Origin of the sequence: Streptomyces sp. 1331.2 (assembly GCF_900199205.1) — a bacterium.
Lineage (GTDB): Bacteria > Actinomycetota > Actinomycetes > Streptomycetales > Streptomycetaceae > Kitasatospora.
The window spans coordinates 7,035,317-7,052,351 of the sequence record NZ_OBMJ01000001.1; the positions used below are offsets into that span (position 1 = coordinate 7,035,317).

General features: G+C 74.1%; 13 protein-coding genes. 7 read left to right on the forward strand and 6 right to left on the reverse strand.

Annotation, left to right across the window (positions count from 1 at the left end; all coding sequences use genetic code 11):
* Positions 1 to 20: 20 nt before the first annotated feature.
* Positions 21 to 1,349: a hypothetical protein gene (locus CRP52_RS30520; protein ID WP_143685862.1), complete on the forward strand. Its 1,329-nt coding sequence runs from the start codon at positions 21 to 23 to the stop codon at positions 1,347 to 1,349.
* 69 nt (positions 1,350 to 1,418) lie between these two features.
* On the opposite strand, the gene CRP52_RS30525 is transcribed toward CRP52_RS30520, so the two are convergent.
* A complete protein-coding gene (locus tag CRP52_RS30525) occupies positions 1,419 to 3,512 on the reverse strand; it encodes an amino acid adenylation domain-containing protein (RefSeq protein WP_097239328.1) in 2,094 nt (697 codons plus the stop codon).
* 182 nt (positions 3,513 to 3,694) lie between these two features.
* Between CRP52_RS30525 and CRP52_RS30530 the strand changes: the two genes are divergently transcribed.
* The 4 genes from CRP52_RS30530 to efeU all read left to right on the forward strand — a co-directional run bounded on the left by CRP52_RS30530 (position 3,695) and on the right by efeU (position 8,076).
* On the forward strand, positions 3,695 to 4,510 hold the full coding sequence (locus CRP52_RS30530; RefSeq protein WP_097239329.1) for an ABC transporter ATP-binding protein: 816 nt from the start codon (positions 3,695 to 3,697) through the stop codon (positions 4,508 to 4,510).
* A 130-nt stretch (positions 4,511 to 4,640) separates the two neighbouring features.
* A complete protein-coding gene (gene efeO / locus CRP52_RS30535; protein WP_097239330.1) occupies positions 4,641 to 5,789 on the forward strand; it encodes an iron uptake system protein EfeO in 1,149 nt (382 codons plus the stop codon).
* Between the two features lie 103 nt (positions 5,790 to 5,892).
* On the forward strand, positions 5,893 to 7,200 hold the full coding sequence (efeB, locus tag CRP52_RS30540) for an iron uptake transporter deferrochelatase/peroxidase subunit (protein WP_097239331.1): 1,308 nt from the start codon (positions 5,893 to 5,895) through the stop codon (positions 7,198 to 7,200).
* Between the two features lie 42 nt (positions 7,201 to 7,242).
* Positions 7,243 to 8,076 (forward strand): iron uptake transporter permease EfeU, encoded by an 834-nt coding sequence (gene efeU, locus CRP52_RS30545; protein WP_097239332.1) that lies wholly within the window; start codon positions 7,243 to 7,245, stop codon positions 8,074 to 8,076.
* A 128-nt stretch (positions 8,077 to 8,204) separates the two neighbouring features.
* Here the strand turns inward: efeU and CRP52_RS37800 are convergent, their stop codons facing one another.
* The 5 genes from CRP52_RS37800 to CRP52_RS30570 form a co-directional block, all read right to left on the reverse strand.
* Entirely contained in the window at positions 8,205 to 9,122 is a 918-nt protein-coding gene (locus CRP52_RS37800; protein ID WP_097239333.1) for a hypothetical protein, read from the reverse strand.
* Between the two features lie 92 nt (positions 9,123 to 9,214).
* Positions 9,215 to 9,616, reverse strand: a complete 402-nt coding sequence (locus tag CRP52_RS37805) for a hypothetical protein (protein ID WP_097239334.1) — start codon at positions 9,614 to 9,616, stop codon at positions 9,215 to 9,217.
* A gap of 241 nt (positions 9,617 to 9,857) precedes the next feature.
* On the reverse strand, positions 9,858 to 12,419 hold the full coding sequence (locus tag CRP52_RS30560) for an ABC transporter permease (RefSeq protein ID WP_097239335.1): 2,562 nt from the start codon (positions 12,417 to 12,419) through the stop codon (positions 9,858 to 9,860).
* Positions 12,420 to 12,499: 80 nt separating this feature from the next.
* Positions 12,500 to 13,270: an ABC transporter ATP-binding protein gene (locus tag CRP52_RS30565; protein ID WP_097239336.1), complete on the reverse strand. Its 771-nt coding sequence runs from the start codon at positions 13,268 to 13,270 to the stop codon at positions 12,500 to 12,502.
* Positions 13,271 to 13,436: 166 nt separating this feature from the next.
* Complete coding sequence (locus tag CRP52_RS30570) at positions 13,437 to 15,578, reverse strand: restriction endonuclease (protein ID WP_147465201.1); 2,142 nt, start codon at positions 15,576 to 15,578, stop codon at positions 13,437 to 13,439.
* A gap of 152 nt (positions 15,579 to 15,730) precedes the next feature.
* Here CRP52_RS30570 and CRP52_RS30575 point away from each other — a divergent pair, with 152 nt between their 5' ends.
* Both CRP52_RS30575 and CRP52_RS30580 read left to right on the forward strand, forming a co-directional pair.
* Positions 15,731 to 15,931, forward strand: coding sequence for a hypothetical protein (locus CRP52_RS30575; protein ID WP_097239338.1), 201 nt, complete (start codon positions 15,731 to 15,733; stop codon positions 15,929 to 15,931).
* A gap of 68 nt (positions 15,932 to 15,999) precedes the next feature.
* Positions 16,000 to 16,923, forward strand: coding sequence for a DUF2797 domain-containing protein (locus tag CRP52_RS30580; protein WP_143685864.1), 924 nt, complete (start codon positions 16,000 to 16,002; stop codon positions 16,921 to 16,923).
* The last annotated feature ends 112 nt before the right edge of the window (positions 16,924 to 17,035 follow it).

The following is a 17,035-nucleotide window of genomic DNA, read 5'->3' on the forward strand; positions in this document are numbered from 1 at the left end:
CCCTACTAGGCTTCCGCCCCATGGACGGATGGGTGGGGGCCTGGACCGGCGGCCGGGCGGCGGTCCACGTGGGCGACGTCGCGGACTTCAACGCGCAGTTCTTCCCGAGCGGCATGGACGCGGCCCAGCGCCTGCGCCGGCTGCGGCAGGCGCACCACTACGCCTGCCTGGCCGTCTGCTACAGCCCCGAACCGGCCCTGCTGGTGCTGCCCGGCGAGGTCGCCCCCGAGTGGACCGACTGGCTGGCCCGGGAGTTGGCCTGGGGCCAGGTCGAGGTGCACAGCGGGGTGGCGCCCGACCGGACGGTGGCCGAGGCGCTCGCCGCCCGCCCCGCGCTGGCCGCCTGGATCGCCGACTCCGGCCACCCGGTGGTCGGTTGGGGCCGCAACGCCGCGCAGGGCGAGGGGCCCGAGCTGGCCGCCGTACGCCGCTACGAGTCCAAGGCCGCCGCCCACGGCCTGTTCACCGCCCTCGCCCCCGGACACCCCGGGATCACCGTCCCGCAGCAGGAACGCGCGGACGGCCGCCGCCGGGCCGCCCGTCGGCTCACCGCCCGCGCCGCCCGCGGCCGGACCACCGTGCTGAAGAGCCCGTACGGCGTCGGCGGCTACGGCACCGTGGTGGTCGAGCCCGCCGAACTGTTCGCCGCGGGCGGCGGCGGGGCCCTGCTGCGGCGCCTGGTGCGGACCGAGGTCCTGCCGCCCGAGGGCGAGTTGCTGCTGGAGGAGTACGTCGACCCGGGCCCGGCCGCCCGGCTGCGTGACCTCACCTACGACGCCGTGGTCGGCCCGGACGGCACCGTCCACCCGGTCGGCGCGGGCGTCATGGACGTGGCCGGCACCCGCTACCAGGGCGTCACCGTCGGGCCCGGCGCGGTGCCCAGGGACGCCGCCGAGACGGCCCGCGGGTTCGCCCTGGCCGTGGGCGAGCGGCTGGCCGCCGAGGGCTACCGCGGCTGGTACGACGTCGACTTCGTCACCGACCGGCAGCGCCGGCTCGCCCCCACCGAGATCAACCTGCGGCTCACCGGCCCGGCCGTCGCCTTCGTCCTGCGCGCCCGTCTCGACCGGGTGCGCGGCCCCGGCCACCTGGTCCGCACCCTGGACGGGATGCCGCTCGGCGCCCGGCTGGCCCCGGCGGCGCTGCACGACCACCTGGAGCGGCTGCGGCCGCGCTGCGCCCGCCTCGGCGTCACCCTGCTGCCGCTGATCCCGACCGCCTGCCACGAGCCGGAGCCCGTCGTCGGCCTCGCCCTGGCCGGGCCGGACACCGAGGCGTTGGACGCGGCCGAGGCGCTGCTCGCGGCCGCGAACCAGGGGCTGGCGGGGATGTTCGAGGCCCTGAGGTGAGCGCCGGTCAGCCCTTCCCGGCGCGCGGCCTGCTCAGCAGGAAGACCACCACCACGGTCGCCGCCAGCATCAGCGGGATGTTGAAGACCAGGACCATCGTCGTCTCGCGGGACCAGTCCGTGGGGTCGGTGAGCCGGTAGAGGTTGTCCTGCGGCCACCAGGAGGCGAGCAGCCAGACCACCGCCACGTAAGTGCAGACGGACAGCCCGAGCGAGCGGCCCTGCCGCAGCACCGCCGGGAGGCCGAAGAGCAGGAAGGCCGCCCCCGCGCCGAAGGCGAGGTTCTCGCACAGGTAGAGCAGATCGAAGCCGAGGTGGTAGCCGGCGGGCACCCCCGAGAGGTCCGTCGAACCGGGGAAGAAGAAGTCGGTGGTGACCCAGGCGAAGAACGCCCCGAGCACCACCACGGCCACCGCGAAGCAACTCGTCGGGCCCTCCGCGCCACCCCCGCCCCGGCCTTGCCGCCGCCCTTGCGGGATCCGGCCGGCCGGGACCCGGCCTTGCCCGAGCGGGCCGGGGCGGCGTGCTGCGGCGGGGCCGGCAGCGGCAGGGCCGCGCGGTCCAGCTTGCCCGCCCGGGTGCGCGGCAGCTCCGGCAACGGGACGACCGCCGCGGGCACCTCCCCGGCCGGCAGCTCCGCCGTCAGGTACTGCGAGAGCGACCAGCCGTCCGCGCCGTCCGCCGCCGGGTCCGTCACCGCGTAGCCGACCTCCCTGCGCTGCCCGGGCCGCACGTCCACCTCCACCACGACGGCCTCCCGCACCGCCGGGTGGGCGCGCAGCAGGCCCTCGGCCCGGGCCGCCGCCACCACCCGGGAGACCACCGACGCCTTCCGGGCGTGCGGGACCGGCCCGAGCACGTTCGCGGCCCGCGCGGTGAACTCCAGCACGCCGTCCGCCCGCAACACCCCGAGGTCGCCGGTCAGCAGCACCCGCCCGTCCGGGTCGAAGTCCGCCCGGACGAAGCGGCGGGCGGTGTCCGCCGGCCGGCCGAGGTAGCCGCGGGTCAGCCCCGCGCCGCCGATCGCGATCTCGCCGGTCGTCCCGTGCTCGACGGGAGTGCCGTCCGGCCCCAGCACGTACACCCGGGTGCCGGGGAAGGGCCGGCCGACCAGCGAGACCCGCTCGGCGCCCTCCGCGGCTGCGGTGCCCTGCGCGTCGAAGTAGGTGCTGTCCACGGTGGCCTCGGCCAGCCCGTACACGTTCAGCACCCTGGTGCCCTCGCCGAGCAGCCGCTGCAGGCCCAACTGCTCGTCCAGGTACCACTTCTCGGCGCCCACGGTGAGCAGCCGCACCCCGGGCAGGCCCCCGCCGCCGGCGGCGAGCAGAGCGGTCAGCCGGCGCGCGGTGCGCACGTTCAGTTCCAGCACGGTGATCCGCTCGGCGGCGACCAGGGCGGGCAGCGCCCCGAGGTCGGCGGTGCGGTCCAGGGTGAGGTTGAACGGCGTGACCACCAGCGTCGCGCCGGTGCACAGCGCGCGCACCCAGTCGGCGGTGAAGACGTCGAACTCCAGGCTCGCCGTCTGCAGGATCCGGTCCTCGGCCGACAGGCCGTACGCCTCGCGCCAACCCTCGTACGCGGCCAGCAGGTTGCGGTGCTCGACCAGCGCTCCGGCGGGCAGGCCGGTGGACCCGGAGGTGTAGAAGACGCAGGCCAGGTCGGACGGGCCGACCTCCGGCGGGGCGAACGGCGCCCGTGCGGGCGCGGCCGTGTCCACGCAGACCAGCTGCGCCACCCGTGCCACCGGTGCGACCTGCGCCCCGGCCGCGTCCGCCAGCCGGATCCGGTGGGCCTCCTCGGTGACCACCACGTCCGGCGCCGCGTCCGCCAGCACGTGCCGCAGCAGCGCGTCGGGCGCGGTCGGCTCCACCGGGACGTACGCGACCCCGGCCTTCAGCACGGCCAGCAGCGCCACGTACACCGCGGTGCCCCGGCCCAGTGCGACCGCCGCCCGCCCGCCCGGGGCCAGCCCGCGCTCGGCCAGCACGGCGGCCAGCCGCTCCGCCCGCTCGTCCAACTGCCCGTACGTCAGCTCCTGTTCGCCGCAGCGCACCGCCACCGCCGTGGGCGTGCGGCGGGCGTGCCGCTCGATCAGCCCGTGGAGCGTGCCGCCCGCCCGCTCCCCGCCCGCCCGCTCCCCGTCCGCCGTCGTCTCCGCAGTCATCGAGTCTCCCCCCTCGTCCCCGCCGGAAAGGGCACCATCCTCCTCCCAACTCCCGCAGCGCAACAGGGTTCTGGCACGTCCGCCCCTCGGACGCCCCGCACCCGTCCCGACCGACGGTTGTACTCTGCACGCGGACGGCCGCGCCGGGCCCGTCCGGTGCCGTGATCGGAGAACCGCCACCCATGAGCCAGCCCCTGGACGGCCCGCTGCTTCGTACCAAGGACGTGGACGTCGTGCGCGACGGCCGGCACCTGCTGCGCGCGATCAGCCTGGAGATCCGGCCCGGCCAGCACTGGGCGCTGCTCGGCCCCAACGGCGCGGGCAAGTCCACCCTGCTCGCCCTGCTCGGCGCGGTCTCCCACCCCACCCGCGGCGAGGTGGACGTGCTCGGCCACCGGCTCGGCCGGGTCGACGTCCGCGAGCTGCGCGCCCACCTCGGGCACGTCAACCCGCGCCACCCGCTGCGCTCGCCCCTGACCGTGCGCGAGGTGGTGCTCACCGGGCACACCAACACCATCGAGCCGGAGTGGCACCGCAAGCCCGGCCCGGAGGCGCTGGAGCGGGCCGAAGAGCTGATCGGGACGCTCGGCATGACCACGATGGCCGAGGCCCCGTGGACCACCCTGTCCCAGGGCGAGCGCGGCCGGGCCCTGATCGCCCGCGCCCTGATGCCCAGCCCCCGGCTGCTGCTGCTCGACGAGCCCGCCACCGGCCTGGACCTCACCGCCCGCGAGCTGCTGCTCGACAGCCTGGACCTGCTGCGCCACCAGCACCCGGAGCTGGCCAGCGTGCTGGTCACCCACCACCTGGAGGAGTTGCCCGAGAGCACCACCCACGCCCTGCTGCTGCGCGGCGGCGAGTGCGTGGCGGCCGGGCCGGTGGACGAGGTGATGACCACCGCGCTGATCAGCGAGACCTTCGGCCACCCGATCCGGATCAGCCGGCACGAGGGCCGCTGGACGGCCCGCGCCGCCGCCCGCCGCACACCGGGTCGATAACGGTTCAGGGGGTGGGTGTGGACGCCGTGGCGTCCATACGTAAGGTATGCCTTAGCTAATTCAGGGGCGCCGGCCCGCCGGTCCCCCTACCAGCCCAGGCACACCCATGCCCTTTTCCGTTGGAGCCCGCATGTCCGCCCGTCGCCGTTCCACCGCAGCCGCGCTGCTCACCCTCGCCGTGGCGACCGCAACCCTGGCCGGCTGCTCGTCCAAGAAGGACGACAAGGCAGGCTCCTCCGACGCCGTCAAGGTGAACGCCACCGACACCGCGTGCGAGGTCTCCAAGACCAGCTTCCCGGCCGGGCACGTGGTGCTGGACATCAGCAACAAGGGCTCCAAGACCACCGAGGTCTACGTCTACGGCGACGGCGACAAGATCGTCACCGAGCGCGAGAACATCGGCCCCGGCACCAAGGCCAGCATCAACGCCGAGATCAAGGCCGGCTCGTACGAGATCGCCTGCAAGCCCGGCATGGTCGGCGACGGCATCCGCCAGAAGATCACCGTGACCGGCGAGGGCGGCAGCGCCGCCCCGGCCGACCCGCGCCTGACCGCCGCCGTCGACGCCTACCGCACGTACGCCCAGCAGCAGGCCGACGCCACCATCCCGGCCGTCCAGGCCTTCGCCGACGCGATCAAGGCCGGCGACCTGGAGAAGGCCAAGTCGCTGTACGCGCCCTCGCGCACCGGCTGGGAGCGCACCGAGCCGGTCGCCGAGAGCTTCGGCGACGTCGACCCCAAGACCGACACCCGCGAGGACAAGGTCGAGGCCGGCCAGCAGTGGACCGGCTGGCACAAGCTGGAGAAGTCGCTCTGGGCCGACGCCAAGATCGGTGACGACGAGAAGAAGCTCGCCGACCAGCTGGTCGCCGACCTCACGGACTGGCAGAAGAAGATCCCCGCCGCCGAGATCACCGCGACCAGCATGGCCAACGGTGCCAAGGAACTGCTGGACGAGGTCGCCACCAACAAGATCACCGGCGAGGAGGACCGCTACAGCCACACCGACCTGGCCGACTTCCAGGCCAATGTCGAGGGCGCGCAGAAGGCCTACGAGCTGCTGAAGCCGGTCGCCGCCGAGAAGGACGCGGACCTGTCCAAGACCCTGGACTCCGAGTTCGCCGCCATCAACGCCCTGCTCGCCAAGTACAAGCAGGCCGACGGCACCTTCACCCCGTACGACAAGGTCACCGAGGCCGAGCGCAAGACCTTCTCCGACGCGGTCAACTCGCTGGGCGAGCCGCTGTCGAAGCTGGCCGCCGCCGTGGTCGCCAAGTAACCGACCACCGCTTCCCGTTCCACCCACCCCACCGACGCCGTGGCGGCCCGACACCGGCCGCCACGGCCTCCGTGAGTCAGTACAGAGAAGGGCCCGCCCGCCGATGGACGCCCAGCACGAGCAGCAGCAGAACGAGACGCCGGCCGCCGCCGACGCCACCGCGACCAGGAGCGCGGTCAGCCGACGCGCCGTCATCGGCTGGGCCGGCGCGGGCGTCGCGCTCGGCGCCGCCGCCGTCGGCTCGGTCGCCGCCGCCACCCGCCAGGACGACCCCGCCCCGGCGGCCGCCGCCCCGGCCGGCGCCGAGGTGCCGTTCTACGGCGAGAACCAGGCCGGCATCGCCACCCCGGTCCAGGACCGGCTGCACTTCGCCGCCTTCGACGTCTCCGACAAGGCGACCCGGGAGTCCCTGGTCAAGCTGCTCAAGGAGTGGACCAAGGCGGCCGCGGCGATGACCGGCGGCCGCGAGGTCGGCACCGGCGCCGCCACCGGCCTGCCCGAGGCGCCCCCGGACGACACCGGCGAGGCCCTGGGCCTGCCCGCCTCCCGGCTCACCCTCACCATCGGCTTCGGCCCCACCCTGTTCGAGAAGGACGGCGTGGACCGCTTCGGCCTCAAGGCCAAGCGCCCCGACGCCCTGATCGACCTGCCGGCCTTCAAGGGCGACAAGCTCGACCCGAACCGCAGCGGCGGCGACCTCTGCATCCAGGCCTGCGCCGACGACCCGCAGGTCGCCGTGCACGCGATCCGCAACCTGGCCCGCATCGGCATGGGCACCGTCAACATCCGCTGGTCCCAGCTCGGCTTCGGCAAGACCTCCTCCACCACCCCGGACGCGCAGACCCCGCGCAACCTGATGGGCTTCAAGGACGGCACCCACAACATCGCGGGCACCGACACCGGCAAGCTCGCCGACCACGTCTGGGCGGCCCCCGGCGACGGCCCGGAGTGGATGACCGGCGGCTCCTACCTCGTCGCCCGGCGGATCCGGATGCACATCGAGACCTGGGACCGCACCTCGCTCAAGGAGCAGGAGGACGTCTTCGGCCGCACCAAGGGCGAGGGCGCCCCGTACGGCAAGGCCAAGGAGCACGACGCGCCCGACCTCAAGGCGATGCCCGCCGACTCGCACGTCGCCCTCGCCCACCCGGACGCCAACAGCGGCCTGATGATCCTGCGCCGCGGCTTCTCCTTCACCGACGGCACCGACGGCCTCGGCCGCCTGGACGCCGGCCTGTTCTTCCTCGCCTACCAGCGCGACACCCGCAAGGCCTTCGTGCCGCTGCAGACCCGCCTGGCGTCGAGCGACAAGCTCAACGAGTACATCCAGCACGTCGGCTCCGCCCACTTCGCCTGCCCGGCGGGCGTGCGCAAGCCGGGGGAGTGGTGGGGCCAGGCCCTGTTCGGCTGACCCGCCAGATTCCCCCGTACCACCTCACCCCCAGGAGCCCGCGTGTTCGGCAACTACCTGATCGGCCTGCGCGAAGGCCTCGAAGCCAGCCTGGTCGTCTGCATCCTGATCGCCTACCTGGTCAAGACCGACCGCAAGGACAAGCTGCCGCCGGTCTGGCTCGGCGTCGGCGCGGCCGTGGTGCTCTCGATGGCCTTCGGCGCGGTGCTGCAGTTCGGCTCCTCGCAGCTCACCTTCGAGGCCCAGGAGGCGCTCGGCGGCTCGCTGTCGATCATCTCGGTCGGCCTGGTGACCTGGATGGTGTTCTGGATGCGGCGCACCGCCCGGCACCTGAAGACCGAACTGCACGGCAAGCTGGACGCGGCCCTCGCGATGGGCACCACGGCCCTGGTGGTCACCTCCTTCCTGGCCGTCGGCCGTGAGGGACTGGAGACCGCACTGTTCATCTGGTCCGCGGTGCAGGCCACCGACGACGGCTGGAACCCGCTGATCGGCGCTGCGCTCGGCCTGCTCACCTCGGTGGTGCTCGGCTGGCTGTTCTACCGGGGCGCGCTGAAGATCAACCTGGCCAAGTTCTTCACCTGGACCGGCGCCATGCTGGTCGTGGTCGCGGCCGGAGTGCTCGCCTACGGCGTGCACGACCTCCAGGAGGCCGGCTGGCTGCCCGGCCTGCACAGCGTGGCCTTCGACATCTCCAGCACCATCCCCAAGGACAGCTGGTACGGCACGCTGCTGAAGGGCGTGTTCAACTTCCAGCCCGACCCGACGGTGCTGCAGCTGGTGGTCTGGCTGCTCTACCTGGTCCCCACGCTGGCCGTCTTCTTCAACCTCCTCGGGGGCAAGGCGAAGCCCGTCGCGGCCAAGCCGGCCGCCTGACCGGCCCGCCCCCTCGCACCCCGCCCCGCCCCGTCCGGCCTCCCGCCGGACGGGGCGGTGGCGTATCCGGGCCCGGGGCGGGGCGGGATGTCGACCGGCCAGTCCTCGACCGGTCGGTCCTCGGCGGGTCAGTCCTCGGTGGGGGCGGCGAAGCGGATCGAGTAGCGCCGCTCCAGCTCGGCGATCCGCCCGGGCAGGGCGTCCCGCACCTGGGCCAGCTCGGCCGCGTGCTCCCGGACGAAGGAGTCCCGCAGCGCGGCCCGCAGCGGCTCGCGGGCCGCCTCGACCGGCTGCATGCAGGTGGCGTAGGCCGCGCCCAGGCGGCGGTCCTCGGCGCTCGCGGCCTGATCGGTCGCGGCGCCCTGGAGGGTGCGGTCCACCTGGTCGAAGAAGTGCTGCTCGCTGTCGGCCCGGACGCCCTGCGCGGACAGGCAGTCCGGCAGCCCTCGCCGGGCGGCGAGTACGGCGGCGTCCTGTTCCACCGCGGCGAGGCCGCTGAACCACCGGGACTGCAGCGGCCCGTAGCCGGACTGCAGGTCGCCGGCGGCCTTCGCGCCCTCCTGGTCGCAGCGCCGCTGGACCGCGGGATCGGCGGACGTGGCGGCCGGAGCCGGCGCGGTGGTGTCCGGGACGGTGCTGGCGCTGAAGCCGTGTCGGGCGATGTGGGCCAGGTCGGGGATCTCGAACTGCCGGATGAACATCGGGGGCGGGGCGTCGGGCACCCGGACGCGGGCGGCGTCCAGGCAGGCGCGCGTCGCGCGCTCCCGGACCAGGCTGGTGAAGCCGTCGAGCCCCTGGGTGAGCCGGGTGTCCGGGCCGGAGGCCGGCAGCAGCACGGGGGTGAGGTCCGGCGGCAGCCCGTAGGCCACCGCGGCCGGCGCGGCGGCGGGCGGCGGGGCGGACACGGCGGACGGGGCGGACGGGGCGGCGGGGCCCGGGTCGGCGGCCGAGCACCCGGCGGTCAGGGCCAGCACGGCGCAGAGCAGTCCCGCCGCCGCAGGGTGCGAGGCGGTGGAGCGGCGCGAAGGCCGGTGGACGCGGGGCATGGGCGGAGGACTCCGGCGGAGGAGGCGGACGGGACCGGGGGAGCGAGCGGCGCCGTGGCCCCGCCCGGAGTCGGGCGGGGCCACGGACGGCGTCAGTGGACGACCGTGACCTGGTCGCCCGGGTTGCGGCTCAGAATGCCGAACTGGGTGCCGGGGGCCACGTCGGTGATCAGGGCGAAGTACGAGTCGTTGATGTCGTGGTAGCCGTTGAACATCTGCACGTACCCGCGCGAGGCCGGGGTCCACGAGCCGCCGGGCCGCCGGTAGACGCCGGTGTAGCCGGAGAACTCGCCCTGCGGGTTGTACGACCAGGAGACGTTGACGTCGTGGCAGGGCGAGTTGGCCTTGGTGACGACCGTGATGTTGTTCGTCGTGGCGCCCTCGCTCCGGATCCAGTTGGACACGCAGCCGGAGGCCGAGGCGGTGGGCGCCAGCGCGACCACGGAGCCGGCGGCCGTGGCGGCCACGGCGAGGGCGGTGAAGAACTTCTTCATGAATGACTCCCCGGGGGAAAGAATGGGCGGCGGGAAACCCGGCAGGGTGCCGCCCGGAACGCCGTAACGCTAACCCGGCAACCGCTCTGACCTGGTCGGATTGCTGTCTCACAGGCCCTTCGCGCTGTCTCACGATTGTGTTGAAACAGTGTGGGACGCGGCGGAGCCCCGCACGGTCGGGACCGTGCGGGGCTCCGCGGGGTGGAACCGAGGGGTTACGCCGTCTCGGCGGAACCGCGTACTACTCGCTCTTGATCGCGCCCAGGATGTCCAGCTTGGCCGCCTTGTGGGCCGGCCAGAGGGCGGCCAGCAGGCCGATCACGGCGGCCGCGAGCAGGAAGCAGGCGACCTGGAGCGGCGGCACCACGGTGCTGATGCCCTTGAGGTCGTCGGCCAGCGTGCGGACGCCCGCCCAGGCGACCAGGATGCCCAGGCCGACCCCGACCAGTCCGCCGAACAGCGCGATCAGCAGCGACTCCAGCCGGACCATCCGGCGGATGCCGAGCCGGTCCAGGCCGATCGCCCGCAGCATGCCGATCTCCCGGCGGCGCTCGAACACCGACATCGCCATGGTGTTGACCACCCCGAGCACCGCGATGACCACGGACATGCCGAGCAGCCCGTACATCATGTTCAGGAGCCCGTTGAGCATCCGGCGGTTCTCCGCCTTGATGTCCTTCTCGCCCTTGACCGCGATCAGCGGGTTGCCGCCGGTCGCGTCGCGCAGCGCCTGCTTCAGTTCCCCGGTCGGGCCGTTCGCGCCCTTGACCAGGACCTTGTCCAGCCCGGAGCCGGGCAGCGCGTGCGGGCCGACCACGGCGTCGGGGGCGACGACCCCGGCCAGCACCGAGTTGGGCTCGATGACGGCGCCGACGGTCAGTGAGCCCTTGCTGCCGTCCGGGTAGGTGACGGCGAGGGTCTCGCCGAGCCGGTAGCGGCTCTGCCCGGAGGTGCCCGCGTTCACCATCAGCTTGCCCTGCTTGAGGGCGTCCGCGCTGCCCTCCTTGACCTTGACGGTGACCAGCTTGTCGATGGTGGCATCGACGGCGGTCAGCCACTCGTGGTCCGAACCGTCCGCGCCCGTCTCCACCGGGACGCTGCGCACCACGCTCGTCGCGGCGACGCCGGGCGCCTTGGCGATCTGGGCGGCCGCCTCGGGGGCGAGCATCGAGTAGTTCTCCATCGTGACCGCGTAGTCGGCCTTGAGGTCGCTCGCGGCAGCGTCGTCCACGGCCTTGTTCACCGAGGCGCCGATCACCGTCAGCGAGGTGATCAGGGTGACGCCGATGGTCAGCGCCGAGGCCGTGGCGGCGGTGCGGCGCGGGTTGCGGATCGCGTTCTCCTTGGCCAGCTTGCCCGCGGTGCCGTACAGCGCGCGCAGCAGCGGGGCGAACAGCGCGATCAGCGGCCGGGACAGCAGCGGGGTGAGGACGAACACGCCGATCAGCAGCGCGCCCGCGCCGAGGCCGACCAGCTTGACCTCCTTGCCGGCCACGCCGGCGGCCAGCCCGGTGGCACCGGCCAGCGCGAACAGCAGGCCGAAGGTGTTGCGCAGCACCAGGCTCTTCTGGGTGGCGGGCTGCTCGACCGAGCTCATCGCCGCCACCGGCGCGATCCGGGAGGCCCGGCGGGCGGGCAGCCAGGCGGCCAGCACCGTCACCAGCACGCCGACCGCGATCGCGGTGATCACCGTGCCCGGCGCGATGATCAGCGGGCCGTCCGGCAGGTTGGCCTCCATCGGGCCGTTGAGGAAGGCCCGGAGGCCGACCGCGATCCCGACGCCGGCCAGCAGGCCGGCCACCGACGCGGTCAGGCCGACCAGCAGCGCCTCGATCAGCACCGAGCGGGTGATCTGGCGGCGGGTGGCGCCGACCGCGCGCAGCAGGGCCAGTTCCTTGGTGCGCTGGGCGACCAGCATGGTGAAGGTGTTGGCGATGATGAAGATCCCGACGAACAGCGCGATGCCCGCGAAGCCCATCAGGAAGGTGCTCAGGGCCCGGGTGCTCTGCTTGATCATCCGGTCCTGCTCGGCGGCGAGCTCGCGGCCGGTCCTGGACTCGATGGTGTCGCCCTGCGGGACGGCCTGCTTGACGGCGGCGAGCAGCGCGGTGTCGTCGGTGCCCGGCCTGGCCTTGACGTCCAGCTCGGCGAAGCGGCCCGGGCTCAGGTAGAGCTGCTGGGCGGTGGCGGTGTCGAAGGCGGCCAGGGAGCCGCCGGCCGTGACGCGCGGGTCGTTGGTGTGCAGGGTGCCGGTGAGCTTGAGTTCCATCACCGGGCCGTTGACGGCGACCCGGACGGTGTCGCCGACCCGGTACCCGCCCTTCTCGGCGGTCCTGGTGTCGAGGGCGATCTCGGTGGCGTTCTTCGGGCCCCGGCCGGCGACCAGCGGGTAGCGCGGGTCGGTGCCGTCGGCGCCCGGGACGTAGTTGGCGCCGGTGGTGGAGAAGCCGTTGCCGATCAGCGCGCCCTTCTTGTCGGCGATGCCGGCGAAGCCGCTGACCACGCCGCGCACCTCGGCGGCGCCGGGCAGCGCGGCGACCTTGGTGCGGGTCTCCTCGGTGAGGGCCGGGCCGGTGGTGGCCCGGCCGCCGTGGTCGTAGCCGCGGCTGCCGGCCTCGCGGTCGCTGACGGTGACGGCGATGTCGGTGTAGCTCTTGGAGTTCTGGGTCCTCAGACCGTCGCCGAGGGTGTCGGAGAAGATCAGGGTGCCGGCCACGAAGGCGGTGCCGAGCATGACGGCGAGCGTCGTCATCAGCAGTCGGCCCTTGTGGGCGAGCACGTTGCGCAGTGCGGTGCGGAACATGAGGGGGTGTCAGTCCTGGGGTGCTCGGGGACGGGTGGCGTCGGGGCCGGTCGGCCGGGCGTCCGGCGTCGGCCGGGCATTCAGCTGGTGCGGCCCTTGGCGTCGAAGCGGCGCATGCGGTCCAGGACGGTGTCGGCGGTGGGGGTGTGGAGTTCGTCGACGATGCGGCCGTCGGCGAGGAAGACGACGCGGTCGGCGTAGGAGGCGGCGACGGGGTCGTGGGTGACCATGACGACGGTCTGGCCGAGTTCGCGCACGGAGTTGCGCAGGAAGGAGAGGATCTCGGCGCCGGAGCGGGAGTCGAGGTTGCCGGTGGGTTCGTCGGCGAAGACGATGTCGGGCTTGCCAGCGAGGGCGCGGGCGCAGGCGACGCGTTGCTGCTGGCCGCCGGAGAGCTGGGAGGGGCGGTGGCTGAGGCGGCCGGAGAGGCCGACGGTGTCGACGACGCGGTCGAGCCAGGCCTGGTCGACCTTGCGGCCGGCGATGTCCATGGGGAGGGTGATGTTCTCCAGGGCGGTCAGGGTGGGGAGCAGGTTGAAGGCCTGGAAGACGAAGCCGATGTGGTCGCGGCGCAGTTGGGTGAGTTGCTTGTCCTTGAGGCCGACGAGTTCGGTGTCGCCGATGGTGGAGGAGCCGGAGCTGACGGTGTCGAGGCCGGCCATGCAGTGCATGAGGGTGGACTTGCCGGAGCCGGAGGGGCCCATGATGGCGGTGAACTCGCCCTGGGGGAAGGCCACGCTGACGTTGTCGAGGGCGACGACGCGGGTCTCCCCCTCCCCGTAGACCTTGTTCAGGCCGGTGGCGCGGGCGGCCGCCCGGCCGGTGCGGACGGCGGTTGCGGGGAACGTCACGGAGGTCTCCTGGAGGATGAATCGGATATTCCTACCGCTTCATCCTTCCAAGAGGTGACAGCACGATGCGTATGCCGAACAGACGGACGGCCCCCGCCGACCCGATGGTGCGGCGGGGGCCCGTCTCCTCCTCAGGTATGACGTGCCCGGAGGACCGAAGTCCTTCCTACTCCACGGAGACGCCGAAGGCCGTCGCCAGCCCCGCCAGGCCGTCCGCCACCGCACGGCCCGACGGCTCGAACCGCCAGCCGCCCTGCGCCCGCCGGAACGCGCCCAGCACCATCGCCGAGTCCGGCACGCCCCCGTTGGCGCCCGGCCAGCGCGCAGGCCCGTCCGCGCCAGGACCGTACGACGCGTCCACCGCCAGCCCGTACACCTGGCCGAGCGGCAGAGGCGCGGGCCCCTCCTCCTCGGTGGAGACCGCGACCACCACCTCCTCGACGGCCGCCGGCAGCCGGCGAAGGTCGACGCTCAGCCGGGCCTCCCGGACCGGCTCGCCCGGCACCGAGCGCGTCGGGTGGAGGCGCGCGGCGCCGTCCGGGTCCTGCGGGTTGTTGAAGAAGACGAAGTGCTCGTCGCTCAGCACCCGGCCGCCCGCGCACAGGAAGGCCGTCACGTCCAGCTCCACCGCGCCCCCGGTGGCGGCACGGCTCTGCCAGCTGACGGTCAGGGCGCTCTGCGCGTCCGCCTCCGGCGCCTGCTGCGGCTTCTCGGAGACCGGCGCACCGCCGCCCAGGCGCCCGCGCAGGCCCTGCTCGGCCAGCAGGTCGACCAGCTCCGGGCCGGTCACCAGTGTCAGCGGCTTGCCCTCGATGTAGGTGTACGAGCCCCGGCCGAAGCCCGCCGTGGTGACGAGGATGCCCTTGATCGCGCCGTGGTGGCGCACGGTCGACTCCAGGTCGCGCACGGCCGTCGGCGGCACGGTCTTCCGGTACCGCTTCGCCTGGATGACGATCTTGCCGCCCGTCACCGGGTCCAGGTCCTCGGCCACCACGTCCACGCCGACGTCGCCGCTGCGGGCCGTGGTCATCACCCGGAACCCGCGCAGCCGGAACAGCTCGGCGATCAGCTCCTCGAACTCGATCGGGTCCATCTCGAAGAGGTCCGGATCGCCCTCCCCGCCCTGCCCCGCCACACTGCCGCCCACCTGCTCCGGCAGCCGGCCCGGCTTCACCTCGTCCAGCCGCTCCGGGCGCGAGGACAGCTTGCCGCCCAGGCCCAGCAGGCACTCCACCGGCGCCACCCGGTCCAGCGCCAGGGCGGCGAAGTCCGCGCGGGAGGCGGTCAGGGTGGACAGGAAGCGCTCCGCCTCCCGGCCCGTCGCCGGATCGATGCCCCGCACGAAACCGTTCAGCACCACCGAGTCCAGCAGGCCGTCCCGGTCCGCCCGGAACAGCTCCGCCGCCACCCGCAGCGCCGACTGCGCCAGCACCTCCCGGTACAGCGCCTTGCGCTCCGCAGCCGGGCGGGCCACCTCCGCCTCGCGGTCGTCCGACTTCACGTACCGCACCCGGGCCGCCGCCGGCACCACGTCCGGGCCCGGCAGCTCCCAGTTCACCACCAGCTCCCGGTTCGCCGCGTCCCAGGCCGCCTCCAGGGCGTGCGGGAAACCCTCCGGCCAGGCCGCCGAGGCGTACAGGCCCGCCGTGAAGTACTCCTGGACGGCCTCCGGTTCACCCGCCCGCAGGCGCCGCAGCAACTCCTCCGTCCCGGCCCCGCGCTCCGCCTCCTCGCGGCGGACGCGGTCCGCCCACGCCAGGTACTCCTGGTGGTAGGCGGCCAGCCGCTGCTGGCGGTCCGCCTCGCGTGCCTGCGCGGCGTACCAGTCCCGCTCGAACTCGGCCCGGGCCTGGGCGAGGTACTGCTCGTACTGGCGCCGCACACCCGCGTTACGGGCCTGGGCGGCGTCCGGCGGGGTGACGTAGTACTTCGGATCGCGCTGGTCCGGCATCGCGACGGCCACACCCAGCGGGCCCGGATCGAAGGGCGCCACCGGGCGCGGGGCCAGCAGCACCTGCGGCCCGAAGGCGGGCGCCGCCAGACCGGCGGCCAGCAGACCGCGCAACTCCTCGACCCTGGCGTCCAGTTCGGCCGTCCGCTGGGCCGCCTCCGCCTCCCGCGACTGCTGGTAGGCCGCCTTCGCCTCCCGCTCGTTGCGGGCGGCCGCCCGCTGCGCCTCCCGCTGCGCGCGCTCGTGCCGCCTCAGTTCCGCCGCCTCGGCGCGCCAGCGGGCCTCCTCCCGGCGCTGCTGCTGCCGCTGCGCCTCCGCCCAGATCGCCAGCACCCCGCTGTTCCGCCGCCCCGCCACCGTCCACCCCTTCACGTCACCGCGCTGTCGCGCGACGGCCACAATAGAACGCCCGGTGAACCTGCCGCGACCTGCGCTTCCCACGAAGGGAGTGGACACCCGCACCGGGGTAGGTGAGGATCGCCAACACACCTGCTTCCGGGGGAGAGTTCATGAAGCACACCGCCCTTCGCCGCCTCGCCGTGGCCGCCGCCGCAGCCGCCGCGATCGCCGTCCCGACAGCCGGTACGGCCCACGCGGACTGGCCCAGCGGAAACAGCGCACCGACCGCCTACGGCTCGGACACGGGCAACACCTACGGGGCCTTCACGACGGGCGAGCGGGACTTGCCCTGGGTCGGCAACCCGGTCTAGGCGCCCCGCGCTGTCAGTGCCCCGGGGTAGCCTCGATCCCTTCGACGGGCTCGACGCGAGGGAGAGGCGTGACGATCGGGGCGCAGCGTGCGGGGTGGATGTCCACCGGGCTGAGCTGGCACGAGGGCCGTGCCCTGCTCGGGGCCGTGTCCGGTGCCCGGGTGCACGAGCGTGCGGTGGAGCCGGGCGTCGAGGTCGGCTGGCTGCTGCACGGCCCACGCCGGTGCACGGGTGCCTGGCTGGCCGGGGCGACGGAGCGCACCCCCTGCCCGCACCACGCGGTGATCGATCCGGACGGCGGCCCGACGCAGTGCCCGGCCTGCCAGAGCGTGGACCGCGGCCTCGCCCTCGCGCGGGACCAGATCCTCGACGACGGCCGCACCTACCTGCTGTACCTCGCCTGGTTCGGCGAGGGCCTGCTGAAGGTCGGCCTGACGGCGGAGCAGCGCGGCGACAGCCGGCTGCTCGAACAGGGCGCGCTGGCCTACGCGTTCACCGCCCGGGGCGGCCTGCCCGCCGTGCGCCGCGCCGAACTCACCGTCGCAGCCTCGGGCCTGGCCCGCGAGCGGTTCAAGTCCCGGCTGAAGACCGAGCACTGGTGGTCGCACGGCGATGCGGCGCACCGCCGTACGGTGCTGACCGCGGCCCGTGCCCAGGCGCACCGGCTGCTGGAGGGCCACGCCGTGGAACGGCTGGCGGACCGACCGGTGGTCGACCAGGTGGAGCGCTACGGCCTGGCCGGCGGCGCCCCGGAGGCCTACCGGGAGATCGCCGGGCTGGCCGACGGCGCGGTGGTGGCGGGCCGGCTGCGGGCGCCGATCGGCAAGCACCTCTTCCTGGACCAGGCGGACGGCTCCGGCCCGCTGCTGCTGGACACCCGGCGGCTCACCGGCTGGACGCTCACGCCCGTCTCCGGCCGCCCGTCCGAGGGTCTGGCCCTGCAGGAGCGGGTCCGTCCGCCGGAGCCGGACACCCAGGAGGCGCTGTTCTGACCCTGCTCCGCCTCGGGCGGACCGCCCCCGACCAGCCTGCAGGGCCACGTGGACAAGCTGGAGGCCCAGGTCGCCCCTGGTGCTGCACGACTTCGGCGGTCCGGTCGGCATG

Coding starts and splice junctions, on each gene's coding strand:
- efeO (WP_097239330.1), top strand. CDS start 4,641: ATGTCCGCCCGTCGCCGTTCCACCGCAGCCGCGCTGCTCACCCTCGCC.
- CRP52_RS30575 (WP_097239338.1), top strand. CDS start 15,731: ATGAAGCACACCGCCCTTCGCCGCCTCGCCGTGGCCGCCGCCGCAGCC.
- CRP52_RS37800 (WP_097239333.1), bottom strand. CDS start 9,122: ATGCCCCGCGTCCACCGGCCTTCGCGCCGCTCCACCGCCTCGCACCCT.
- CRP52_RS30520 (WP_143685862.1), top strand. CDS start 21: ATGGACGGATGGGTGGGGGCCTGGACCGGCGGCCGGGCGGCGGTCCAC.
- CRP52_RS30560 (WP_097239335.1), bottom strand. CDS start 12,419: ATGTTCCGCACCGCACTGCGCAACGTGCTCGCCCACAAGGGCCGACTG.
- CRP52_RS30525 (WP_097239328.1), bottom strand. CDS start 3,512: ATGACTGCGGAGACGACGGCGGACGGGGAGCGGGCGGGCGGGGAGCGG.
- efeB (WP_097239331.1), top strand. CDS start 5,893: ATGGACGCCCAGCACGAGCAGCAGCAGAACGAGACGCCGGCCGCCGCC.
- CRP52_RS37805 (WP_097239334.1), bottom strand. CDS start 9,616: ATGAAGAAGTTCTTCACCGCCCTCGCCGTGGCCGCCACGGCCGCCGGC.
- CRP52_RS30530 (WP_097239329.1), top strand. CDS start 3,695: ATGAGCCAGCCCCTGGACGGCCCGCTGCTTCGTACCAAGGACGTGGAC.